The following is a 20,771-nucleotide window of genomic DNA, read 5'->3' on the forward strand; positions in this document are numbered from 1 at the left end:
GTGCCGTACTCCTGTTTGTTTGTGACGGCTGTTCAGTCGTGGGTGAGGGACTTGGTGGTGAACAGGTAGTCCTTCAGCTCCTTGTCAAAGGTCGTATCTCGCCGGCGGATCCACTCCAGGACCATGGCAGCATGCTCTTTCTCCTCGTCGCGGTTATGGGCGAGGATCGCCTTGAGCTCCGGGTCTTTGCAAGCATCGACCCGCTGGTTGTACCAGTCGACCGCTTCCAATTCTTCCATCAGCGATACGATAGCCCTGTGCATATCGCGCGTTTCGTTACTGAGCTCGTCGATAGGCTCGTGATAACCCTCGCTTGCCATTACTGCTCCCTCTTCATTTACCATATTTGTCGATAGAACCAGGCCGGTGACGCGTAGCTCTTGGCTTTGGCGAAGTTGGCAGGTTTATCAGCTGTATCGACAGGTGGACTACGGCTTGGTTCTTTTCCGGGGCGTTTGCTATCGCGTCATGGCTCTTGCACTCGGAAAATAAGCTAGCCCTTGGCCGGCAGTTAGCAGCCCGAAGCCGGTAGACGGTGCCCATGAGTACCAAGACAAAGGCACTGCTGAGCCTGCTTATCAAGAAGCGGGCCAGTGACGCTTCATCACCGGGGAACCTCCTCACCGATAAGCCAGGATGCTGGCGATCCAACGCCACAGCCTGCGCCGGCCTTCAACCATCTGTAGCGGCTCAAGCGACATGAGGGCCTTTATATCCGTCTATCAGGATTACCCTCTCGAGTTGTATTAAGTTACAAATTTTTTTTAAGGCTTAGTGTCGCATTCACTGTGAAGCCAATGACTTGCTGGGTAGTTGTGCAGACAGCGGACAGAGGCATGGACGCGTGGCCGAGCGAGACAGTAGGGCACGCATGGGGATCAGCAATAGCGAACTCATGAGCTTAAGGCAGCATGCCGTTGCTTCGGCTTTTTGCCAGGTAGCTGTTTCCTTGCTATGGAGCGCCAGGTTTAAGGAATCAGGACGATGCTTTTCAACTCTACGGTGTTCATTGCCGGGTTCCTTCCGGTGGTGCTGATTGGTTTTTTCCTTCTGAGCAGCACGGGTCGGCAGCGCTGGGCTGTGATCTGGCTGACCGTTGCTTCCCTGGTATTTTACGGCTGGTGGAATCCGGCCAATGTACCCTTGTTACTCGGCAGCATCCTGTTCAACTACCTGCTCGGTGGCTATCTGCTTCGTCGTCCGTCGCGGGTCGTGTTGGTGCTCGGCATAGCCGCCAATCTTCTGCTACTCGGTTACTACAAGTACACAGGCTTTCTTTTTGGCACGCTTGATGACGTGTTTGGCCTGGGTTGGACGGTGGGGGACATTGCTTTGCCGCTGGCCATCTCGTTCTTCACTTTCCAGCAGATCGCCTATCTGGTCGATGCTCATGATGGCGAGGTGGTCGAGCATGATTTTCTCAACTACTGCTTGTTCATCACCTTCTTCCCGCACCTGATCGCAGGCCCGATCACCCATCACCGCGAGATGCTGGAGCAATTTCGCACACACGATAATTTCAAGCCGCGACTGGATAACATTTCCATCGGTACCACCGTGTTCCTCCTTGGCTTGTTCAAGAAGGTGATCATTGCGGATCCTCTGGGCGAGAAGGCTTCACCCGTGTTCGCCCTGGCGGCAGGTGGAGTGATTCCGCAGTTACACGACAGCTGGATCGGGGCACTGACCTACACGCTGCAGATTTATTTCGATTTTTCCGGCTACAGCGATATGGCCATCGGCCTCGGTCTGCTGTTCGGCATCAGCCTGCCGGCGAATTTCAACAGCCCATTCAAGGCGCGTAACGTTATCGAATACTGGTCGCGCTGGCACATGACGCTGACTCGCTTCCTGACTGCTTACCTCTACAACCCGATCGTCTTGCGCGTGACTCGCTCTCGACTGGCCGCGGGCAAGCCGCAGCCGCACCGTGGAAAGATGACAACGGGAACCTTCTTCGCGTTGGTAGCGTACCCCACGGTCTTTACCATGTTCATTTCCGGCATCTGGCACGGTGCGGGCTGGCAGTTCGTGGCCTTCGGGTTGCTGCATGGTTTCTATCTGGTGATCGCCCACGGCTGGCGAGCCTTCAAGGTGAAACAGGGATGGAAGATCGATAGCAACAACCGGTTGCATCAGGGAATAGCCGTGCTCCTGACCTTTCTCTGTGTCGTGGTGGCCATGGTGTTGTTCCGCGCGTCCAGTGTGTCGGCCGCGCTGACGCTACTCTCCGGCATGCTGGGCCTGGGCGGCGTGGCGGCTGATCTGCATCGCTCCGATTTCCTGTCGTTTCTGTTGATCGCGGCGTTGCTGGCATTCGTCTGGGGCTTGCCGAACATTCAGCAATGGATGTGTCACTTCCGCACGGCCCTGGATGCCCGGACGCGAGAGGGCTGGATCGAACGGTGGCTGCCCTTCACAACGTGGCGTCCTACACCAGTCCTTGGCGCCGTCCTTGGGGGGCTCGGTTTCTTCGCCCTGGCGTGCACCTTTTCTGCCGCACCGACCGAGTTTCTCTACTTCCAGTTCTGAGCCACGAAACAGGAGTAACCCCCGATGGAGCAGCTTCTCTGGCTTCCCTCGCACGCGGATCTTGGTGTCGCCATCGGTGCTGCCAAGCAGGAAACCGACCCGGCCAGGCGCCTGGCCCTGGCCGCCATGCTCGCCGGCTACCGCCGCGATGTCACGCTGACAGCTCGTCTGGACCGACTGGCGACAGAGGGCCTTGGCGATTGGACCACGGGCGAAACACTATCGCCCCAAGGGTTCACGCCTTTACGTGTTGCTTTGCTGTCCTCGCATACAGTGGATCATCTGGTGCCGGCAATCCGGGTCGCCGGGTTGCACCGTCGGCTGGCGCTTTCGGTATACGTCGCACCTTACGGCATGTACCGGCAAGTCCTGCTGATCGATGACCCGCAACTGGCAGCCTTCGCACCGCAAGTGGTGGTGTTGGCACTCGATGCCCGGGACGCGCCACTGCAATTGTCACTGGACGCATCGGCGGCGGAGGTTGCGGCGGCTGTCGAGGCCAAGGTCGAAGAGTTGCGTCTGCTTTGGCGCCGGGCACGGGAACGTTTCGCTGCACAAGTCGTACAACAGACCTTGGCGCCGGTCGATCCACCGCTCTTCGGCTCCTTCGAAGCGTTGGTGCCGGCTGCGCCTTATACCGTGACAGAACGCCTGAACAGCGCGATTCGTGCTGCTGCTCGCGAGGACGGCGTGCTGTTGATGGACCTTGCCTGGCAGGCTGCTCAAGGCAGTTATGGATCTGGTCTGGGCGACCCGGTCCGCTGGCATCAGGGCAAGCAACTGGTCAGCCCTAACCTAGCCCCCTTGTATGGCGATCAGCTGGCACGGGTGCTTGCCGCCAGTGTCGGCCTATCGCGCAAATGCCTGGTCCTTGATCTGGACAATACCTTATGGGGCGGCGTGATCGGTGATGATGGAATCGACGGCATCAAGCTGGGGCAGGGCAGCCCGACTGGCGAAGCTTTCCTGGCCTTCCAGCGCTACGCCGCACTCCTGGCCCAGCGTGGCATTATCCTGGCCGTGTGCAGCAAGAACGATCTGGCGGTTGCGCAAGCAGCCTTCAATCATCCGGAAATGGCGCTCAAGCGTAGCGATATCGCTGCCTTCGAAGCCAACTGGGAGGACAAGGCCGGCAACCTGCGGCGAATCGCGACAACCCTCGATATAGGCCTGGACAGTCTGGTATTTGTCGATGACAACCCGGCTGAGCGCGATATTGTGCGGCGCGAGCTACCCGAAGTCGCTGTGCCGGAACTGCCTGAAGACGTGGCCGACTATCCAGCCCGCGTGGCGGCAGCCGGCTATTTCGAAACGGTCTCCTTCACTGCCGACGATGCCACACGTGGCCGCAACTATGTGCTGAATGCCGAGCGTAAAGCTGCCCAGAGCCAGGCCACCGATATGGAAGGTTATCTGCGCGGCCTCGCCATGATCCTGAGCGCAACGCCGGTGGGGCCGGCCGAGCTGCCGCGAGCTACGCAACTGATCAACAAGACCAACCAGTTCAACCTCACCACACGCCGCTATAGCGAAGCCGAAGTACAGCGCCTCGCCAGTGATCCGCGTGCCGTGGCGCTTGCCTTGCGTCTGCGCGACAAGTTCGGTGACAACGGACTGATCAGCGTGGTACTGGCCCGACCCGACCCGAACCTGGCGCCCGACGAACTGCTGATCGATACCTGGCTGATGAGTTGCCGTGTACTCGGTCGGCAAGTCGAAGAGGCCGTGCTGGGTGTCCTGGTGACATCGGCGGCTGAAGTTGGCTGCCGAGCACTGGTAGGCGAGTATCGACCGACACCCCGCAACAGTATGGTGGCCGAGCATTATCCACGGCTCGGTTTTTCCCATCGACAAGCTCCCGAGGGTGCTGAACCCGATGCGAGCTTCTGGCATTACGACCTGATGTCCTCCAATTCCGCCAAACACTTCATCGAGGTTGCAGGCCCATGACCGAAACAGAAATCCTCACAGCGCTGACCCAGGTATTTCGCGATGTATTCGATGATGACGCGATCCTCCTCACCGAGGAGACGACCGCCGAAGATGTCGACGGCTGGGACAGCCAGGCGCACATCCTCCTGATCGTCTCGGTGGAAGAACGCTTTGGGATCAAATTCAGGACCGCAGAGCTGGAGTCACTGCATAACGTCGGCCACTTCGTTCAATTGATCAACGCAAAGCTCGAGAGGCGTTAACGCCATGAAGCAGAGTGCAGAATCTGCCAAGAAGGAAGGCACTACTGACCCGGCCAAAGTGCCTCCTGGTTATCTCCTGTCATTGTTCGGTGGCATGTTCGGTGCTCTGGCAGCGTTTTGCCTGCTGCTGTTTGGGCTGCAGGCAACCAATAACCTTCCGCCACCCGCTTTCTCCAACAGTTTGTGCCTTGATGAAAAGCTCGATTTCTTGCGCGAGCATCCTGTCACTGCACCCGATCTGTTGGTTGTCGGCTCATCGGTTGCATGGCGTCACTTCGACGGTGCGGCCATTGTCGAGCATTTTCCGGGAGCAAAGCCGCTCAATGGGGCCTTCTGCGGCTTGCACGCCAACCAGTCGGTGTATGTGGCCAACTGGTTGCTCGACCGTGAACCTACTGTCAGGCAGGTCCTGATGATCGTTGATCCGCAGGACTTCACCGGCTGCTGGAAAGCATCGAATGCTGTGTTCGATCGCAACGATGTGGACCAATACGTATATGGCCACGCCTCGCGCTGGGGGTATTACATGCGTTATTTCGCCCCTGGCTCCCTTATGCGCAATGCGCTGAACGTCAAGGATCAGCGAGCCAACCTGATCGAATTCGATCCACTGGTCTTTGACCGCTTCGGAGATGGACCACTCGACACAAAAAACAGTCGTGGCCTGCTTTACGGCCAACCTGAAGAACTTGACCCTGGCTGCTTCAATGCACTGCAGTCCCTGGCAAGCCGACTGAACAGGGAAGGGCGGCCATTTACAGTCGTCTCGACACCGCTACACCCCGACTGGAAGGCAAAAGAAGACCCCAGCGGAGTATTTCTCGAAAAATTCGATAGTGAGCTCATCGAGGCTCTGAAAACCACGCAAGCACAGTATTGGAACGCAGACAAGGAGTGGAGGACCGCTCGGACGTCATTCATCGACGCCATTCATTTGCGCTGGTCGGCGGCACAGGCGTTCTCGACAGCCTTGGCGCAGCGACTCCACGTTGGGCAAGTGAATCAAGATAGACCGCTTACCTCGCGTTGATAGATGACGGCTTACTATGAAATCACTGTTGTCGCAGAAAAAGCTGCTGCAACAGTGAGCTGGATAATTCTTTACAGGCCGAAGATCAGGATTCTGTTTCGCTTGAACAAGTCGGCGGATATTCAGCCAAGTAGTGCTTAAAGGTGGATTTCATCGTCTGGCCGGATGATTATTTGCGCTCACAATGATTGCAAATCTTGACGCAAGGATTGGCTGGGGATGCCACCCCTGGCCCGTAGGCTGGATGGTTGATGTTGGCGATCAGGGACTGCAGGGTTGATTCAGTGATCGTGTGCATTGCTGGCTCCAGCTGTTCATGTGCCGCCAGTATTGCGTCATGACATAGGAAAGCCTCATAAGCCTGCCGACGACCAGCACTGAGCTGCCGCCAGAAAAGAAGAAAGCCCCCGCCGCCGCAAGGCAGTGAGGGCTTTTTCGTTTTTTCAGAGAGTGACCGACAACTTCAATCTTGCAGTCACTCAACTGTCGCATATCAGATCAAGTTTGTTTTTTTTGTGCGCACAAAAAAATTGGTTGATTGCTCTTTTGTGCATACAATAAAAATTACGAAATATGAATTTGATCCCGCAAAATCCGCCACAAACCTCGAAAAACACGGGGTAAGCTTCGATGCAGTTGAAGATTTCGAGTGGGAAAATGCGATGGTCGAAGAAGATAACCGCAATAGCTACGGCGAAAAACGTTACATCGCATACGGTCCTATCCGTGACCGTTTATACGTTCTAGTCTTTACGCCACGTGCTGACCGGTTCCGAATCATAAGTTTGCGAAAAGCGAATCGCAGAGAACAACTTAAGAGAGGAAAGCCATGAGTAGTAAACGGAAATTTATCCTTCCAACGCCAGAAGAGGATGCCGATATCAATGCAGGGATTGCACAAGATCCAGACAATCCTGAATTGATCGATGAGAATTTCAAAAGAATGCGTCCTGCGTCCGAAATTTTTCCTGAGATGGTCATGGCTCACATCGAAAGCAAAAAAGGCCGAGGCCCACAGAAAACGCCAACTAAGGAGCGCATCACCATTCGCCTAGATTCAGACATCACTGAATACTTCAGAAGCTACGGCGATGGCTGGCAAAGCAAACTGAACCAGGCATTGAAAGAGTACATTCGTGATCACTAACAATAAAAAAGCCCCCACCGCCGCGAGGCAGTGAGGGCTTTCTCGTTTCAATTAAGCGGCTTCAACAGCAAGCGCCAGGCGCTTGCCCAGGGCAGCCAATGCCCGTTCGATTTACTCGATTTTTGATGTATGTAAAAAATCCACGAGCCGGTCAACCACTACCTGCTTGGTATCGAGTAGGCGACACAAATCAGCTTTGCGCATTCCACGCTCGACTATCGGGCCCGAGCGCAGCAGAACAAGAGCTCGCCAGGCGGACCGCACCGGAAGTGCGTGGGCCAGCAGAGAAGATTTCAGCAGGCAGCACCAATCGCCTGCAGACGCCGACAGCCACCTTGTGATAGTGCTCGGTCAAAATGCTGGGCGCGCTTCGACCTGAACCGCTCCGAGTTTCCCGCAGGCTCCTACTCTTGAGGGGTGGAACGAAACACATCGATAACGCTATGAGGCGTAGACGCGCAGAGCGTGAAAAATATGGACAGATAGCCAACAAAGGCTATGACGCAGGCAAGAAGGTCTCGGGCATCAAGCGCCACATCACAGTGGTATAACAGGATCTGCCTCACGCGCTACACCTGTGCTATGTGCTGCAGCCTCTAATGCGGACCATTTCAACTTTTATAACGTTTTGTCCATCTATTCCTTCAAATTCTTCAGCTCGAACCTCATTGACAACAATAAAGCCAAGCCTGGCGAAGATTTGGGAATTACCCGTTTCTTTGATGGTGCTCAAGGTAAGTTTTGGCTTGTTTTCGCGGATAGCGATTTCTTCAACAGCATTAATGAGTGCCTGTGCGATTCCGCGCCTCCGATGTTGTGGATGGGTAGCAAGTCCTTGAATATAAAGAGAATCAGGTTTCGTATAATACTCAGCTACACCGAATATGAGTTCCCCGTCGACAGCTACAAGCATCTTGGAAATGTATTTTTCTTCAAGAATGGCTCGCTTCATAGGCTTGCTTACAGGTCGATAGACACGACGAAGATCAGCGGTTGCTAGGGTAATAACCTCAGCGACAGCCGCACTATCGTTGATGGTTTTCTCTCGTATATGGACCATGCTATTCCAAACCAACGAACAGTATTAATGCTTAAACAATAAAAACGACTGCCAGCGGTAATGCTATAGATGTTAGGTATAAGCACATGCTTAGGCATATATCTAAGCATCTTGCGGAAGCCTGGCAGCGACTGTCCGTCTCTAATGTCCTGTTGAACGCTGAGTGGCACACGTTTTTTCAGATCACCTTTGAGCAACTGCAAACGGAGCAGGACTGAAATCGGTCTGGGTTGGGATCGTTACGCAAAATTCAGAGATTTTTTGCGTTGAGCTCTGTGCCTGGAATTGCGAGAGATTTCCCGCTTGAATCTGCTACTCTCCTGTCTTTCAATTTTGTTCCGCCGCTTGTGGGTGGAACTATCAATGACAAAATTCGCGCCGATGACTAACGATATCCCCGATCCTCAGCCCGTCTGTAATCCCATTACAAGCAGTGCGATTTTTATCGTCGCGACGTTAACTCCCGGTAGTGATCCTACCGATAAAGTGCGGGCTTGGTGCGCAGACGTTGCAGCCCTCACTCGTTCCATAGGCAAGCGTGTTCCCTCCGGGAATTTGTCGTGCGTATGCGGTTTTGGTTCCAGTGCTTGGGACACCTTGTTTGGCAGCCCGCGCCCTGCCTCACTGCACCCGTTTCGCGAGTTCGCTGCAGAGGGGCGCCGAGCTGTTGCAACGCCCGGCGACATTTTGCTGCACATCCGTGCAGATCAGATGGATCTCTGTTTCGAATTGGCGACGCACTTGCTCTCATCTCTTGGCGATGCGATCTCGGTCGTCGATGAAGTTCAGGGTTTCCGTTATTTCGACATGCGCAGCATGATCGGTTTCGTGGATGGCAGCGAAAATCCAACCGATCGAGAGGCTATCGACTTTACGATAATTGGTGATGAGGATCCGTCGTTTGCCGGAGGTAGCTATGTGCTGGTACAGAAGTACCTGCACAACATGGCTGCGTGGAACGAGTTATCCGTTGAAGCTCAGGAGCGCATTATTGGACGAAAAAAATTGTCCAATATCGAACTCGATGAATCGGTTAAACCGACCTATTCGCACAGCGCTTTGACGACAATTGCCAAGGACGGACAGGAAGTGAAAATCCTGCGCGATAACATGCCGTTTGGCCGGCCAGGTGCAGGAGAGTTTGGTACTTACTTCATCGGGTATGCACGTTCGCCAGAACCCATTGAACAGATGCTTGAGAATATGTTTATCGGGCGGCCGCCGGGCAATTATGACAAATTGCTGGATTTCAGCACGGCTGTCACCGGAAGCTTGTTCTTCGTTCCTTCAGCAGATCTGCTGGAAGCGCTCGCTGATCGGAAGCCTTAGGCTCTGTCGGCGTAAACCCAGTGCGAAAACTGGGTTTTCACCATGATCAACGGAAGCTGCCTGAGCCATAGTGAATGGGGCCGCATACAAAGCCTGTTGATGCCACAAAGAGTATTCGGCTCGACTATCGCGGCTTCGTCGAAGCGGTGCTCTGGATACTGTGCAGCGGCGCGGGAAACTTTTTCCCGGCTGGCTTCCCGCCCGATGCCTCGGTCGTTCAAGGTTTGGCTATGTGCCAGTTGTCGCCCTTGCCATCGCCGGTGGTATCTCCAGCTTTTTTATCCTTGGCATAGGTGTAGAGCGGCATACCTTCATAAGCCCACTGCATGCTGCCGTCTTTACGCTCGACTATGGTCCAGTCGCCGGAAGGCTTGCTGTTCTTGGTCGCCACCAGAGGTGGCCAGTTCTTCGCACAATCGTCATTACAGGCAGACATACCTTTCGAGTCCTTGTCGAAGGTGTACAGCGTCATGCCTCGCGAATCGACGAGTTTGCCATCTTTCTCCATGGCCGGAGCAGCGGCGAAAACGGCAGAGGAAGCAACAAGGGTGGTGGCAATAAGAAGATGAGAAAGGCGCATAAGGGCTCTCCTGATTTTTTTGACAAAACTTATGCATATTTACTACCTTGCATAGCTTTGACTTCACGTTGGAGAAAGCTGTTCATCTTTTCCGACTATCGGATCTTTTTCTTCTATGCCCTGATGCTCAACGAATAAGAGCGGGTAATGGTGGGTAATTGTAGCTGTCGAGCTGATTGGCGAAAGATTCCGCCGACCCCGAAGAGGAACCGTTACCCGGCCAACGTTGCCTGGCCAATTTGCGAGGCTACGACACACTCAGCCTGTGTGGAGCTTGCGCAGCAAGTCCAGCTTTTCAGTGACCCACTTGTCCAGGGGGATAGGCCACTCGTAGGCCCCATCGGAAACCGTGCCTCTGGCCTTGTTGAGAATGCCCCAGGCGGAATGAATGGCGTCGGGCTGCCAGCCAACCGCTACCGGCTCGGGCGCACCGGTTATGTCATCTTCGATGGCAACTTGCCAGCCAACGATATCCAGTTCGGCAATGGCGTGGGTTTCGCCATCGCCCTCATCAAAATAGGTGATTTCAATAAGCGCCAGGTCATGATTCATGTTCGGGATGGTGTGGAAAGATCGTTTCATGTCCAGTCGCCTCTCCGACTTGATTGGGTAGCTAAGTATGTTATTGGCGTTGTAGCCAGGGTCCCTGTACGGATTTGTAGATAGCGTTGCAGGGCTCGGCTCCCGACTCGGAAAGAATCCCGATGACTTTGCCGGTTGCCTGGCTCGGTTGGCCATTCTGGTTTGGTAGATCGACTGTAACGATATCGCCGACATTTACCGTCTGAGCGTCGAGGGTGCCTACGACGTCGTTTGTGAGCAGTACAGTGAAAATAGCCATGATGGTTCTCCGCTTCATGCAAACAGGGGACTCAGTCGGTGGACAACATATCTTGCTCTCTTTATTTATCGCGACTGAAAAAAGACTCGAAAATCGAACTGGAACGCACTTTATGTGATGCATTGCCTGGGATGCGCCGGAACGGCTCGGTAGCTGCTGCTCTTGCGGCCAGGGAGGGTAAGGCGCAAGGTGGTGATGGCTCCCCTCTGTTCGGGTGGCTATTGCTACGGGGGTTCTTTACTGGATTTTGGTCGATTCGTACTTATTTACTGTCTCAAAATATGCCTTGAACTGAAACATATCCTCTCTGGCTATTGGATACGACGGCCTGCTTCGAAAGGAGGTCAGCAATCGTTGAAACGAGGGAGGGGATATCTCCTCTGGTGCCGGGATACACGTACAACTAATCCAGAATGGCTGTCTGCGTACAGTCAACCTATCGCATCCCTCAAAGGGCGAGGAGAATCCATGATCGAATCTCTTCTACTGTCTGCTACGCGCATCATGACCTTCGAACAACAGCAGCATCTCACCAATGCCAGCGGCTTCTTTTTTGCACGGGAGGAGCGCTTGTTTCTGGTCACCAGCCGGCATGTGATGTTCGATGAGCCGAGCAAGCATTTTCCTGATCGTATCGAGATCGAGCTGCATATGGACCCGGACAATATGGCTCAGTCCATCGGGTTTTCCATCCCGCTTTACCGTGATGGGAAAAGCCTGTGGCGCCAAGGTTTCGATAGGGCGGGTGAAATAGATGTCGCGGTGATCGAGCTGGAGCGTTCAGCGTTTCCGCAAACAGCCGTTTATCATCCTTTTACACCTGACCATCTACTGTCTTCCTCCGGCTACATCGAGGTGGGTGCCCAGCTCTTGGTCGTGGGTTTTCCGCTCGGCTTTTATGACACGTTGCATCATATGCCTGTGGTTCGTTACGCGATAATGGCTTCGTCTTTCAACCTTCGTTTCCAGGGACAGGGCTATTTTCTTACCGACGCGCGTACTCACCGGGGGACGAGTGGTGCGCCCGTGGTCATGCGCGATCCCACCCGGGGGGAGCTGCCCTGGTTGCTCCTGGGTGTTCACTCGGCCAGGCTCGATATCGGTACCCGTGATCTGCAGATAGACGAAGCGCTTGGGCTCAACTGTACGTGGTATGCCGATATCCTGTTGACGCTTACCGAGCATTGATCTGCGCTTTGCCTGGCCCGGCGGTGTGACAGACGCAGGCTCGGTTGAGACGCCGGTTCGAAGACCTGTCAAAGATAAATGAGCAGGCGATGCCTGCGGTCGTCGAGCGGCACACGGATATGACGCTCAGTGATGGCCAGGTCTTCTCCATCGAGGCTGGCATGAGGGATGCCCGGGGTGCTTCCCGATGAGACCGTTATCTGAATTTCATAGTGGGTGGTGTCCAGGTTCACCACCATTTCGCAACCTGGCCAGTCCTCCGGCAGACAAGGATCGATGATCAGGTTATCGCCCTCGCGGCGAAGGCCGAGAATCCCTTCAGTGCCCGCTCGATACATCCATCCGGCAGCACCTGTGTACCAGGTCCACCCGCCGCGTCCGACATGTGGCGCAACGGAATAGATATCGGCAGCAACGACATAGGGTTCGACCTTGTAGCGTTCGGTTTGCTCCGCTGTGGTGGCGTGGTTGATCGGGTTGAGCAGGGCGAAGAGCCGGCCGGCTTCCCGACCGGCTCCCAACTTGGTAAAAGCCAGCATTGCCCACATGGCGGCATGGCTGTATTGCCCACCGTTTTCGCGCAGGCCGGGTGGATAACCCTTGATATAGCCGGGATCGTGCGGCGTTTTATCGAACGGTGGCGTAAACAGCAGCGCCAGCTTTTCCTGTTCCAGGATCAGGTAGCGGCTTACGGATGCCATGGCCGTGGCTGCCCGCTGGGGATCGGCAGCGCCCGATAGCACGGCCCAGGACTGGGCAATGGAATCGATCCGGCATTCTTCGTTTTCGCTGCTCCCAAGCCAGGTGCCGTCATCGAAGGTTGCCCGGCGATACCAGGCTCCATCCCAGGCATGCTGCTCGATTGCCTCCCGGATCGCCGTGCCTTGCGTACGCCAGTTCTGTGCCCGCCGGGTATTGGTGTCTTTCTCTACGCTATCCCCGCGCGCCTCGGCTATGGGGGCAAAGAGGTCGATGCTGCGCACCAGCAACCAGCCCAGCCACACGCTTTCACCCTGGCCACCTTCGCCTACCCGGCTCATGCCATCGTTCCAGTCGCCAGTACCGATCAGCGGCAATCCATGAACGCCGTTGCGTTCGAGGCAGTGCTCAAGACCCCGCGCACAATGCTCGAATAAGGATGCCGACTCAGTGGCGATCATCGGTTGGAAAAAGGCGTCGTGCTCATCCGGGCGTAGCTGCGGTCCATCGATGAATGGCACCGTTTCATCCAATATCGCAGTGTCGCCGGTGCAGGCGACATAGTGGGCGGTTGCAAAGGCCAGCCAGACCCGATCATCCGAGATATGGGTGCGCACGCCCATGCCTGACTGGGGAAGCCACCAGTGCTGGACATCGCCTTCGACAAACTGCCGTCCTGCGGCACGCAGCAGATGGGCGCGGGTCTCGGCGGGACGGGCCAGGACCATAGCCATGCCATCCTGAAGCTGGTCGCGGAAACCATAGGCTCCACTGGCCTGGTAGAACGCCGAGCGGGCCCAGATACGACAGGCCAGCGTTTGGTAAAGCAGCCAGCCATTGAGCATGATGTCCATTGCCCGGTCGGGAGTTTTCACCTGAATCGTGCCGAGGAGGGTCTCCCAATGTGTCGTCACCGTTTGCAATACGGCATCCAGATCGGCCTCGCGGTAGCCTGCGAGTAGCGTCTGGGCCTGTTCCAGCGAGGCGCACTGGCCAATGAACCAGACGACTTCGAGGGTTTCGCCAGCCTCGAGCTCGACCATGCGTTGCAACGCGGAGCAGGGGTCGTAGCCGGCGCCAGTCGTGCCGGACAAGGTAACTCCTCTGGCCAGTGCGGCAGGCGCGGCCAGCGTGCCGTTACGGCCGAGAAACTCCGTACGATCGGCTGTCCAGGCGCTTTGCAAGCCACCCAGGTCAGCAAAGGCAACACGCTCGGCAAACGTATTGCTCCAGGGATTGCGTGCCAGCATCGCCCCTGTTTGCTTGTCGATCTCCGTCATGATGAACGGTGCTGTAGCGGCTCGCGAAGTGCCCATTACCCATTCGGCGTATGCCGTGACCGACAATTGTCGTGGACGGTCGGAAAGGTTGCGCAGGGTCAGCCGTGAAACCTTGATCGGGTCCGTAAGCGGCACGTATTGCAATAGCTCAAGTTCGAGATCGCCGGTTTGGTGATCGAACCGGCTGTAGCCGTGACCATGCCGGGCTCGGTAAAGCCCATTGCTCCGAATCGGTTGTGCCGTGGCGGTCCACAGTTCACCGGTTGCCTCATCGCGGACATACAGGGCCTCGCCGGCGGGATCGACTACCGGATCGTTCGACCAGGGCGTGAGCTGGTTTTCACGGCTGTTCTCGGACCAGGTGTAGCCACTGCCTTCGGCCGATACCTGAAAGCCGAAGCTGGGGTTGGCGATTACATTGATCCAGGGCGCCGGCGTCGTTCGACCGTTGTTCAGCATGACCACATATTCACGGCCATCCTGGTCGAATCCACCCAGGCCGTTGAAGAACTCGAGATCGACTGGCGCAACAGCGGGTGAAGACCAGTGATGGGGCGGCCTGGCTGGCGGGTTCGGCTTCCTGATTAGCGAGACAGATCTGGCCGGTGACGCCAGGCGCACAAGCTGGTCGGTGAGCAAGCCACGGCGAGCGAACAGCACTACGTGTGCGATCGATTGCAGTAATTCACGAACCTCAAGCCCCAGAAGATCCGCGCGTAACACATGCACTGAGCCAAGCGCAGCCGTATCGCCGATACGTGGCCGCGATTGACTGCTGCGCACCGCCGTATCGATGGCTTCCTGCAACTCTTGCAGATAGGACGGCGCATGCTCGTTGATGATGACCAGATCCACCGCCAATTGCTTCATGCGCCAATACTCGTGGGCTTGCAGCAGTTGGCGTACCTGGGGCAGATCCACTACATCGTCGATGTGCAGAAGAACGATCGGCAGGTCGCCGGATATCGAATAGGGCCACAGTTTGGACTGCGCGCCGGCACCTCGCCGAATGCTCTCGGACGGTGCCCTGAAGCGCGAATGAGCGTACAGGATCGGCATGGTCAATCGCTGAAAGTCAGCCGCTTCATTCCCGCCGATGCCCAGATGGCGGAGCTGGACCTGGGCTTGAGTCCAGGCCAGGGTCCTGGCTCGTTCGAAGGCGCTGCGGTCATGATGCTTGTCGACAAGATCCAGCATTGCCTCTCGCGAGGAAGCGACAACGGTCCAGAACGAGACCCGTGCATGCTGGCCTGGCATGATCCTGATCCGCCGCCGGAGCGAGAAAATAGGGTCGAGGACTGCGCCGGCCGTATTCGAGAGTGGCCTGTGCTGGGTCAGGGCGAGCGCTTGGCCAATATGGCGGCCGCGTCCGATAAAGCGCGCCCGGTCAGATTCATACTGAGGATCGGCAACGGTTTCGGCCTCTACTACGGCGAAGTGAGCCGACCACACTTCGGCCTCCTGCGGCGAGCGCCGGCGCCGTGTCGCCGTCAGTGCGCCAAACTCTGGCGCATAGTCCGTCTCGACGAACAGCTTGCTAAAGACCTGATGGGCATTGTCGGTGCTTGAAGGGGCAAGGACTACTTCTGCATATGAAGTCAGTTCGATCGTGACTGCATGCGTACTGTCATTGGTCAGTGATATTTGACGCACTTCGCAGTCGTCTTCTTCGGAGACCACGACTTCCATGGCCGTGGTCAGCGTGCCGTGGTGACAGACGAATTCTGCATGGTCTTCGCTAAAGACCACCTCGCGGGTAATCGGACCGACCTTGGCGCTATCCGTCAATGGCTGACTGCTGGCGCACCAAACAGCGTCGCTGCGGACATCGCGTAGAAAGATGAACGTTCCCCAGTCATCGCGCGTCGTATCCTGTCTCCAGCGAGTCACGGCAATATTCTTCCAACGACTATAACCACCGCCTGTAGCGCTCAGCATGACGGTATAGCGTCCATTGGAGAGTAGATGCGTAATCGGTACGCTATTACGCGTTACCTGGTAGCGGCGCGCCATTGCGTCTTCTACATGCTCTCTGAGCGTGACGGTCTTTGCGGTCTCGATAAAGGTACTGACTGCTGCGATTTCTGTGGGTAACCGCTCCTGAAGCAACAGTTCGCTGGCCCGGATCATCGGCTCTCGATGGAACCGCCGGCGCATCGAACCGTCCTGCAGGACATTGGCGATAGCGACGATACTCATGCCCTGGTGATGGGCCATGAAGCTCTGCACAAACGCGAAGTGCTTGCCAAGCGGAACGCGCGACGCGGTGAAATCCAGCGCTTCGAAAAAGCCGTACCGACTGAGAGCTCCCATATCGATGAGGCGCGTGTAGTTGCGAATCGCCCCGACCGGATCGACCATGGCAGCCAAAGCGGTGGCATAGGGTGCGATCACCAGATCTTCGGATAATCCCCGTTTTAGCCCCAGGCCGGGTACGCCGAAGTTCGAGTACTGGTAAGTGAACTCCAGGTCGCGGGCATTGAAAGCAGACTCCGAGATACCCCATGGAACACCCCGCGAGCGCCCGTACTTCTGCTGCCTATGGACGGCACCGCGCGTCGTTTGCTCGATCAGGCTATCGGTTGGCGCACGCAGCACTAGCGATGGCATCAAGTATTCGAACATGGAGCCGGACCAGGACAGCAACACCGAGCTGCTTCCGAGCGGCGCCGAAATTCTGCCTAGGCGCAGCCAGTGACGTGTCGTTACGTCGCCTTTGGCGATGGCGACAAGACTTGCCAGCCGTGCTTCCGAAGCCAGCAGATCGTAGCAAGCAGGATCGAGGCGGCCATCGCTCACGGCATAACCGATGGACAATAGCTTGCGCTGCGGGTCCAGCAGGAACGCGAAATCCATGGCATGAACCATCTCCCGTGCTGTGTCGGCGATTGCCTGTAGGCGAGCCTGCAGGGCAAGCGGCGCAATCCGCATTTCGTAATGGTCGCGACCATGTTCAATGGCCGACTTCATCAGTACCTCGCTCCAAAACACCAATTCCGGCGTGCTTTTGTCTTTACTGACCGGATACAGGGCGCGGGCGGCCTTGGCCGCCTTGCTGGCGAGCCGCTTGAGTGCTGGAGACAAGGCCTGGATCGTTTGCGGGCTGTTCAACTGGCGCCGGCTTTCCTCGAATAGCGCTGCGATCTGCCGGCCCTGTTCGTTGGCGGCCAGAGATTCTTCATCCAGCGACTGGCTGGCCAGCAACAGGTGATCGTCCATGCCGTCCCGGGCATTTAGTGCAAGTCCGTTTGCGATCCATTCCTCGCAGGCATTGGCGAGGGCGAGCAGATGCCCGGCCAGGTTGCCGCTATCGACGGAGGATACATAGGCAGGTGCCAGCGGCTGGAGATCCTGGGTTCCATACCAGTTGAAAAAGTGCCCTTTGAAGCGGGCAAGCGCACGCATGGACGTTAATGCCGCTTCCAGTCGCTCAATGGTTTCCAGCGTGCCTGTCCAACCGAAGTCGCGGGCGGCCACGGCAGCCAGCAGATAAAGCCCGATATTGGTCGGCGATGTCCGGTGGGCGACAGCAGGCTTCGGGGCTTCCTGGAAATTATCCGGTGGCAGCATATGCTCTGCCGGGGTGACGAAGGTTTCGAAGTAGCGCCAGGTACGCCGTGCGATCAGGCGTAGCGCGAGGGCTTGCTGCGCCGGGAGTGCTTGCCGGCTGATATTTTCCGGTGTCCTGCTGGCCCACCAGGCCAGCACGGGGGCGGTCATCCACAGCACGGCAAAAAACCAGGCGAGCGGCCAGGATGACGGTGTGATAAGGGTCGCGCCGGCGGTCACGCCGAGCCCCAGCAGCGTACCGCCGGCCATCTGTCGATAAAAGCCGGGAATGTCCGGGGGCGACTCGCGGGCCAGTTGCTCGGCTGTCGTCCATTCCAGCAAATGGCGGCGTGTGGTGTATAGCCGGTTCCAGGTCCGGACGATGGCATCACCCATTCGCCAGGCTTGATCGGCGAGAAAGGCAATCGAGAGCAGAATGCGCAGCACGGCGAGCCAGGCCTGGGCCAACAACCTACGAAAGTGATAGCGCCAGTGAGTGCTCCAGCCATGCGGAATCAGCGAGAAAAGTACCGGGAGCAGCATGGGCAGCGCGAGGGTGGCGACAACGAACAGGGTGCCCTTGACTGCCGAGGTTAGCGGCAGCATCCAGCAGGTGGCCAGTGCGAGCAGTGTGCTGGGAGCCAGTAGCGAACGCCGCAGGTTGTCCAGGATCTTCCAGTAGCCGACTCCCGGTATGGCCTGCTTCGGCTCGGGACGGCCGAGCAGCCATGGCAGCAGTTGCCAGTCGCCGCGTGTCCAGCGGTACTGTCGCTTGGCTGCAAGGTCATAGCGCGATGGTGCATCTTCGACCAGTTCGATATCGGAGGCCAAACCTGCCCGGGCAAAAATGCCCTCGAACAGATCATGGCTGAGCAGTGCGTTTTCGCGGATACGCCCGGCCAGCGCCGCTTCGAACGCATCGACATCGTAGATGCCTTTGCCGGTATAGGAGCCTTCACCGAACAGGTCCTGGTAAATATCCGAAACGGCCGATGCGTATAGGTCGATCCCAGCCGCCCCGGAAAAGACTCGCTGGTATAGGCTGCCGCGACCTAGCGGCAGGGCAAAGGTCACTCGCGGCTGGAGAATGGCATAGCCGGTCACGATCCGCTGCAGTGCTTCGCTGAAGCGGGGACGATTCAATGGGTGTGCCATCTTGCCAATCAAGCGCAAAACGGTCTCCCTGGGCAGGCGGGTATCGGCATCGAGGGTAATGACGTAGCGGACATCTGCCGGCACGCTTGGTGGCCGGCCTTCGACGGCGACGAACGTGGTGTCGGTCGCTCCACGCAATAATCGATTGAGTTCGTGTAGTTTCCCGCGCTTGCGTTCCCAGCCGATCCACTTGCCTTCACTCTCGTTGAAGATGCGCCGCCGGTACAGCAAGAGGAAGCGCTCGCCTGTCGATCCGGGAAAAGGCTGCGGTCCATAGCGGCGGTTCAGCCTGGCGATGGCTTCTGTAGCCGTTGCCAGCAGAGCGGCATCGCTGTCCAGCACCTCTTGATCGGCATCGGCTCCGTCCAACAGAAGGGCAAAGCTGAGATCGCCACCGATTCCTGCAAGATAATGAGCTTCCAGTTGCTCGACCTGCTTGAGCAGGCCAGCTTCGCTGGTTAGTAGCGTCGGTACCACGACCAGCGTTCTGAGCGCCGTCGGTACGCCTTGAGCGAGCTCAAGGCCAGGTAACGGCGTCGCACCGAGCCGCAGGGCGAAAGTCCGATTGGCCAGTGCCGTCGCCGCCTCGGTTGCAGGCAGGAACATGAACAACGTAAACAAAGCCAGCCAGCCAAGCCCGGAGCCGGGCAGCAGCAGAACGTCCAGCATGAACACCAGCCCTATGATCGCTGTCAGGAGGATCGAGCCGATGTAGCCATTGATGTTGAGAAAAGCACTGAATCGATGGCAATACCCCAACAACGAGGGGCGAAACCCAATCCTATGTTCGAACGCCGGGCGGCCTTCGGCTATCAGGTGATAGCCTGGATCGGCAACCCGCAAGGCCTGCGCAGCATCGGGGTTCGCTGTCATGGCCTCCTGGGCCGCGAGAAGCGTCTGTTTGGCCACATCGAGCTCGGTATATCCTGAACCGCGCGCCAACTGTTCGATGGCACTGCGATAGAGATTGCGCGTCGCGAAATCCATGGTGGCAAAATTGCTACCGTTACGCAGTCGCTCATCCACCAGGCTCACGTCCTCGAACAGCTCGGCCCAATCCAGGTCGGAAATCAGTCGCATGCTGGTAATGACGTTGCGTACGCTGACGTTCGATGCGCCTAGTCTTTCCTGGACATGCTGGACCGCATCCTCGACGGCTACGTTTTGCTTTTCGAGTCTACGTTCCAGCCATTCAAGGGCCGGCATCGTGCGCGGATCGCAGCCTCTGAGGCGCTTGGCCAGTTGCGCCGCGAAGAGCTCGGGCAGCGGAGCCGGCGAGCGGGTCGCGATGTCCGCGTCGAGAACCGCGCGAGCGTTCTCGGCGGCAAGCAGTGCATCGGCCAGTGCATCGGCATCGGCCCGGATGGCTCTGTCCGCCATGATCTGATCGGTGAGGCGGCGCAGGTTCTCGATCAGAATGATGCGCAGCGTAATCGCTACGGCCCAGAGTTCGCCAATCGTCAGCGGTTGCACCTGCTGATAGGCCGCGATGAACTGGCGCAGCGCCTGCGGATCGAGATGGCTGTCCGTATGGGCGACGAAGGCCCATGCAATGCCCAGAATGCGTGGGTACCCGGCAAAGGGACCATCGGCCAGCTTTGGCAACTGCCGATAATAGCCAAGCGGAAGATCTTTATGGATCTCGCGGATCTGATTTTCGATGAGATGGTAATTGTCCAGCAGCCACTGCGCTGCCGGTACTACCGGTAGCTCATGAGCCGCGTCTGTCGCACATACCTGATAAGCCGTGCGCAGCGATGTGGTGTTGCTGGCGAGCCGTGCGTGCAAGGCCAGAACCTTGGGCGGCTGCGTCGTAACAGGCTGCGCCGATGCCAGCGTAATGGCGTGCTGTTCCAGGCGTTCGACACTGAAGCGCTCTGCACGTATCGGCGTCTTGTCGCTCCAGGGCAAGAAGGAAAAATGGGCTCCGAACAGACGGTACAAGATCGATTTCATGGTCACCTTTCATGCCGTCATCGGCTTTTTCTTTATTGAGGTAGCATTAACGCTCCCACACGCGGTGACGTTCCCTGTCCGAAGCGCAACCAGTACTACGGCGATGTGCAGTGACCAAGGTTCGTCCTGCTCTTGCAGGCCCGACTCGCACCTGATGTAGGGTTCGACCGTCTATCACTGAGCCAGTGCTACCGATACAGAGTTTCTTGAACGAGGGCCTGGGTAAGGGT

At 57.1% G+C, this 20,771-nt stretch carries 15 protein-coding genes and 1 pseudogene; 10 read left to right on the forward strand and 6 right to left on the reverse strand.

All coding sequences use genetic code 11. The annotated features are described in order from the left end of the window. Nucleotides 1-32: 32 nt before the first annotated feature. On the reverse strand, nt 33-320 hold the full coding sequence (locus FHR87_RS04575) for an encapsulin-associated ferritin-like protein (protein WP_183165539.1): 288 nt from the start codon (nt 318-320) through the stop codon (nt 33-35). 664 nt (nt 321-984) lie between these two features. Here FHR87_RS04575 and FHR87_RS04580 point away from each other — a divergent pair. The 8 genes and pseudogenes from FHR87_RS04580 to FHR87_RS04615 form a co-directional block, all read left to right on the forward strand. Next, a complete protein-coding gene (locus FHR87_RS04580; protein WP_183165540.1) occupies nt 985-2,532 on the forward strand; it encodes an MBOAT family O-acyltransferase in 1,548 nt (515 codons plus the stop codon). Between the two features lie 24 nt (nt 2,533-2,556). Further along, complete coding sequence (locus FHR87_RS04585) at nt 2,557-4,482, forward strand: HAD-IIIC family phosphatase (protein ID WP_183165541.1); 1,926 nt, start codon at nt 2,557-2,559, stop codon at nt 4,480-4,482. Next, the gene (locus FHR87_RS04590) at nt 4,479-4,727 is read left to right on the forward strand and encodes an acyl carrier protein (protein WP_183165542.1); all 249 of its coding nucleotides are present in this window, start codon (nt 4,479-4,481) and stop codon (nt 4,725-4,727) included. Before FHR87_RS04585 ends, FHR87_RS04590 begins: the two co-directional genes overlap by 4 nt. 4 nt (nt 4,728-4,731) lie before the next feature. After that, nucleotides 4,732-5,757, forward strand: coding sequence for a hypothetical protein (locus FHR87_RS04595; protein WP_183165543.1), 1,026 nt, complete (start codon nt 4,732-4,734; stop codon nt 5,755-5,757). 3 nt (nt 5,758-5,760) lie between these two features. Continuing rightward, nucleotides 5,761-5,898 (forward strand): AgrD family cyclic lactone autoinducer peptide, encoded by a 138-nt coding sequence (locus FHR87_RS19610; protein ID WP_183165544.1) that lies wholly within the window; start codon nt 5,761-5,763, stop codon nt 5,896-5,898. Between the two features lie 407 nt (nt 5,899-6,305). After that, complete coding sequence (locus FHR87_RS04605; RefSeq protein WP_338021221.1) at nt 6,306-6,590, forward strand: BrnT family toxin; 285 nt, start codon at nt 6,306-6,308, stop codon at nt 6,588-6,590. Further along, nucleotides 6,587-6,904, forward strand: a complete 318-nt coding sequence (locus tag FHR87_RS04610; protein ID WP_183165545.1) for a BrnA antitoxin family protein — start codon at nt 6,587-6,589, stop codon at nt 6,902-6,904. The genes FHR87_RS04605 and FHR87_RS04610 overlap by 4 nt, the downstream gene beginning before the upstream one ends. Nucleotides 6,905-7,354: 450 nt before the next feature. Next, a pseudogene (locus FHR87_RS04615) lies at nt 7,355-7,449 on the forward strand (IS5/IS1182 family transposase); the annotation flags it as partial. Nucleotides 7,450-7,484: 35 nt separating this feature from the next. Here the strand turns inward: FHR87_RS04615 and FHR87_RS04620 are convergent. Next, nucleotides 7,485-7,964 carry a GNAT family N-acetyltransferase gene (locus FHR87_RS04620; RefSeq protein WP_183165546.1) on the reverse strand — a complete coding sequence of 160 codons (480 nt, stop codon included), beginning with the start codon at nt 7,962-7,964 and terminating at the stop codon, nt 7,485-7,487. A gap of 363 nt (nt 7,965-8,327) precedes the next feature. Between FHR87_RS04620 and FHR87_RS04625 the strand changes: the two genes are divergently transcribed. Next, complete coding sequence (locus tag FHR87_RS04625; RefSeq protein ID WP_183165547.1) at nt 8,328-9,293, forward strand: Dyp-type peroxidase; 966 nt, start codon at nt 8,328-8,330, stop codon at nt 9,291-9,293. Between the two features lie 217 nt (nt 9,294-9,510). On the opposite strand, the gene FHR87_RS04630 is transcribed toward FHR87_RS04625, so the two are convergent. From FHR87_RS04630 to FHR87_RS04640, 3 genes are all read right to left on the reverse strand, one after another. Then, a complete protein-coding gene (locus FHR87_RS04630) occupies nt 9,511-9,873 on the reverse strand; it encodes a COG4315 family predicted lipoprotein (RefSeq protein WP_183165548.1) in 363 nt (120 codons plus the stop codon). A 258-nt stretch (nt 9,874-10,131) separates the two neighbouring features. After that, entirely contained in the window at nt 10,132-10,455 is a 324-nt protein-coding gene (locus FHR87_RS04635; protein ID WP_183165549.1) for a hypothetical protein, read from the reverse strand. Between the two features lie 40 nt (nt 10,456-10,495). Further along, the gene (locus FHR87_RS04640; protein ID WP_183165550.1) at nt 10,496-10,714 is read right to left on the reverse strand and encodes a hypothetical protein; all 219 of its coding nucleotides are present in this window, start codon (nt 10,712-10,714) and stop codon (nt 10,496-10,498) included. A 468-nt stretch (nt 10,715-11,182) separates the two neighbouring features. Between FHR87_RS04640 and FHR87_RS04645 the strand changes: the two genes are divergently transcribed. Then, the gene (locus FHR87_RS04645; RefSeq protein WP_183165551.1) at nt 11,183-11,902 is read left to right on the forward strand and encodes a S1 family peptidase; all 720 of its coding nucleotides are present in this window, start codon (nt 11,183-11,185) and stop codon (nt 11,900-11,902) included. Nucleotides 11,903-11,970: 68 nt separating this feature from the next. Here the strand turns inward: FHR87_RS04645 and FHR87_RS04650 are convergent, their stop codons facing one another. After that, nucleotides 11,971-20,541, reverse strand: coding sequence for a glycoside hydrolase family 94 protein (locus FHR87_RS04650; protein ID WP_183165552.1), 8,571 nt, complete (start codon nt 20,539-20,541; stop codon nt 11,971-11,973). Between the last annotated feature and the right edge of the window lie 230 nt (nt 20,542-20,771).

Origin of the sequence: Azomonas macrocytogenes (assembly GCF_014191985.1) — a bacterium.
Taxonomy (GTDB): Bacteria; Pseudomonadota; Gammaproteobacteria; order Pseudomonadales; family Pseudomonadaceae; genus Azomonas; species Azomonas macrocytogenes.

What these genes read in the sequence shown, in the direction of transcription:
- FHR87_RS04575 (WP_183165539.1), bottom strand. Translation starts at nt 320, where the DNA reads ATGGCAAGCGAGGGTTATCACGAGCCTATCGACGAGCTCAGTAACGAA.
- FHR87_RS04580 (WP_183165540.1), top strand. Translation starts at nt 985, where the DNA reads ATGCTTTTCAACTCTACGGTGTTCATTGCCGGGTTCCTTCCGGTGGTG.
- FHR87_RS04585 (WP_183165541.1), top strand. Translation starts at nt 2,557, where the DNA reads ATGGAGCAGCTTCTCTGGCTTCCCTCGCACGCGGATCTTGGTGTCGCC.
- FHR87_RS04590 (WP_183165542.1), top strand. Translation starts at nt 4,479, where the DNA reads ATGACCGAAACAGAAATCCTCACAGCGCTGACCCAGGTATTTCGCGAT.
- FHR87_RS04595 (WP_183165543.1), top strand. Translation starts at nt 4,732, where the DNA reads ATGAAGCAGAGTGCAGAATCTGCCAAGAAGGAAGGCACTACTGACCCG.
- FHR87_RS19610 (WP_183165544.1), top strand. Translation starts at nt 5,761, where the DNA reads ATGACGGCTTACTATGAAATCACTGTTGTCGCAGAAAAAGCTGCTGCA.
- FHR87_RS04610 (WP_183165545.1), top strand. Translation starts at nt 6,587, where the DNA reads ATGAGTAGTAAACGGAAATTTATCCTTCCAACGCCAGAAGAGGATGCC.
- FHR87_RS04620 (WP_183165546.1), bottom strand. Translation starts at nt 7,964, where the DNA reads ATGGTCCATATACGAGAGAAAACCATCAACGATAGTGCGGCTGTCGCT.
- FHR87_RS04625 (WP_183165547.1), top strand. Translation starts at nt 8,328, where the DNA reads ATGACAAAATTCGCGCCGATGACTAACGATATCCCCGATCCTCAGCCC.
- FHR87_RS04630 (WP_183165548.1), bottom strand. Translation starts at nt 9,873, where the DNA reads ATGCGCCTTTCTCATCTTCTTATTGCCACCACCCTTGTTGCTTCCTCT.
- FHR87_RS04635 (WP_183165549.1), bottom strand. Translation starts at nt 10,455, where the DNA reads ATGAAACGATCTTTCCACACCATCCCGAACATGAATCATGACCTGGCG.
- FHR87_RS04640 (WP_183165550.1), bottom strand. Translation starts at nt 10,714, where the DNA reads ATGGCTATTTTCACTGTACTGCTCACAAACGACGTCGTAGGCACCCTC.
- FHR87_RS04645 (WP_183165551.1), top strand. Translation starts at nt 11,183, where the DNA reads ATGATCGAATCTCTTCTACTGTCTGCTACGCGCATCATGACCTTCGAA.
- FHR87_RS04650 (WP_183165552.1), bottom strand. Translation starts at nt 20,541, where the DNA reads ATGAAATCGATCTTGTACCGTCTGTTCGGAGCCCATTTTTCCTTCTTG.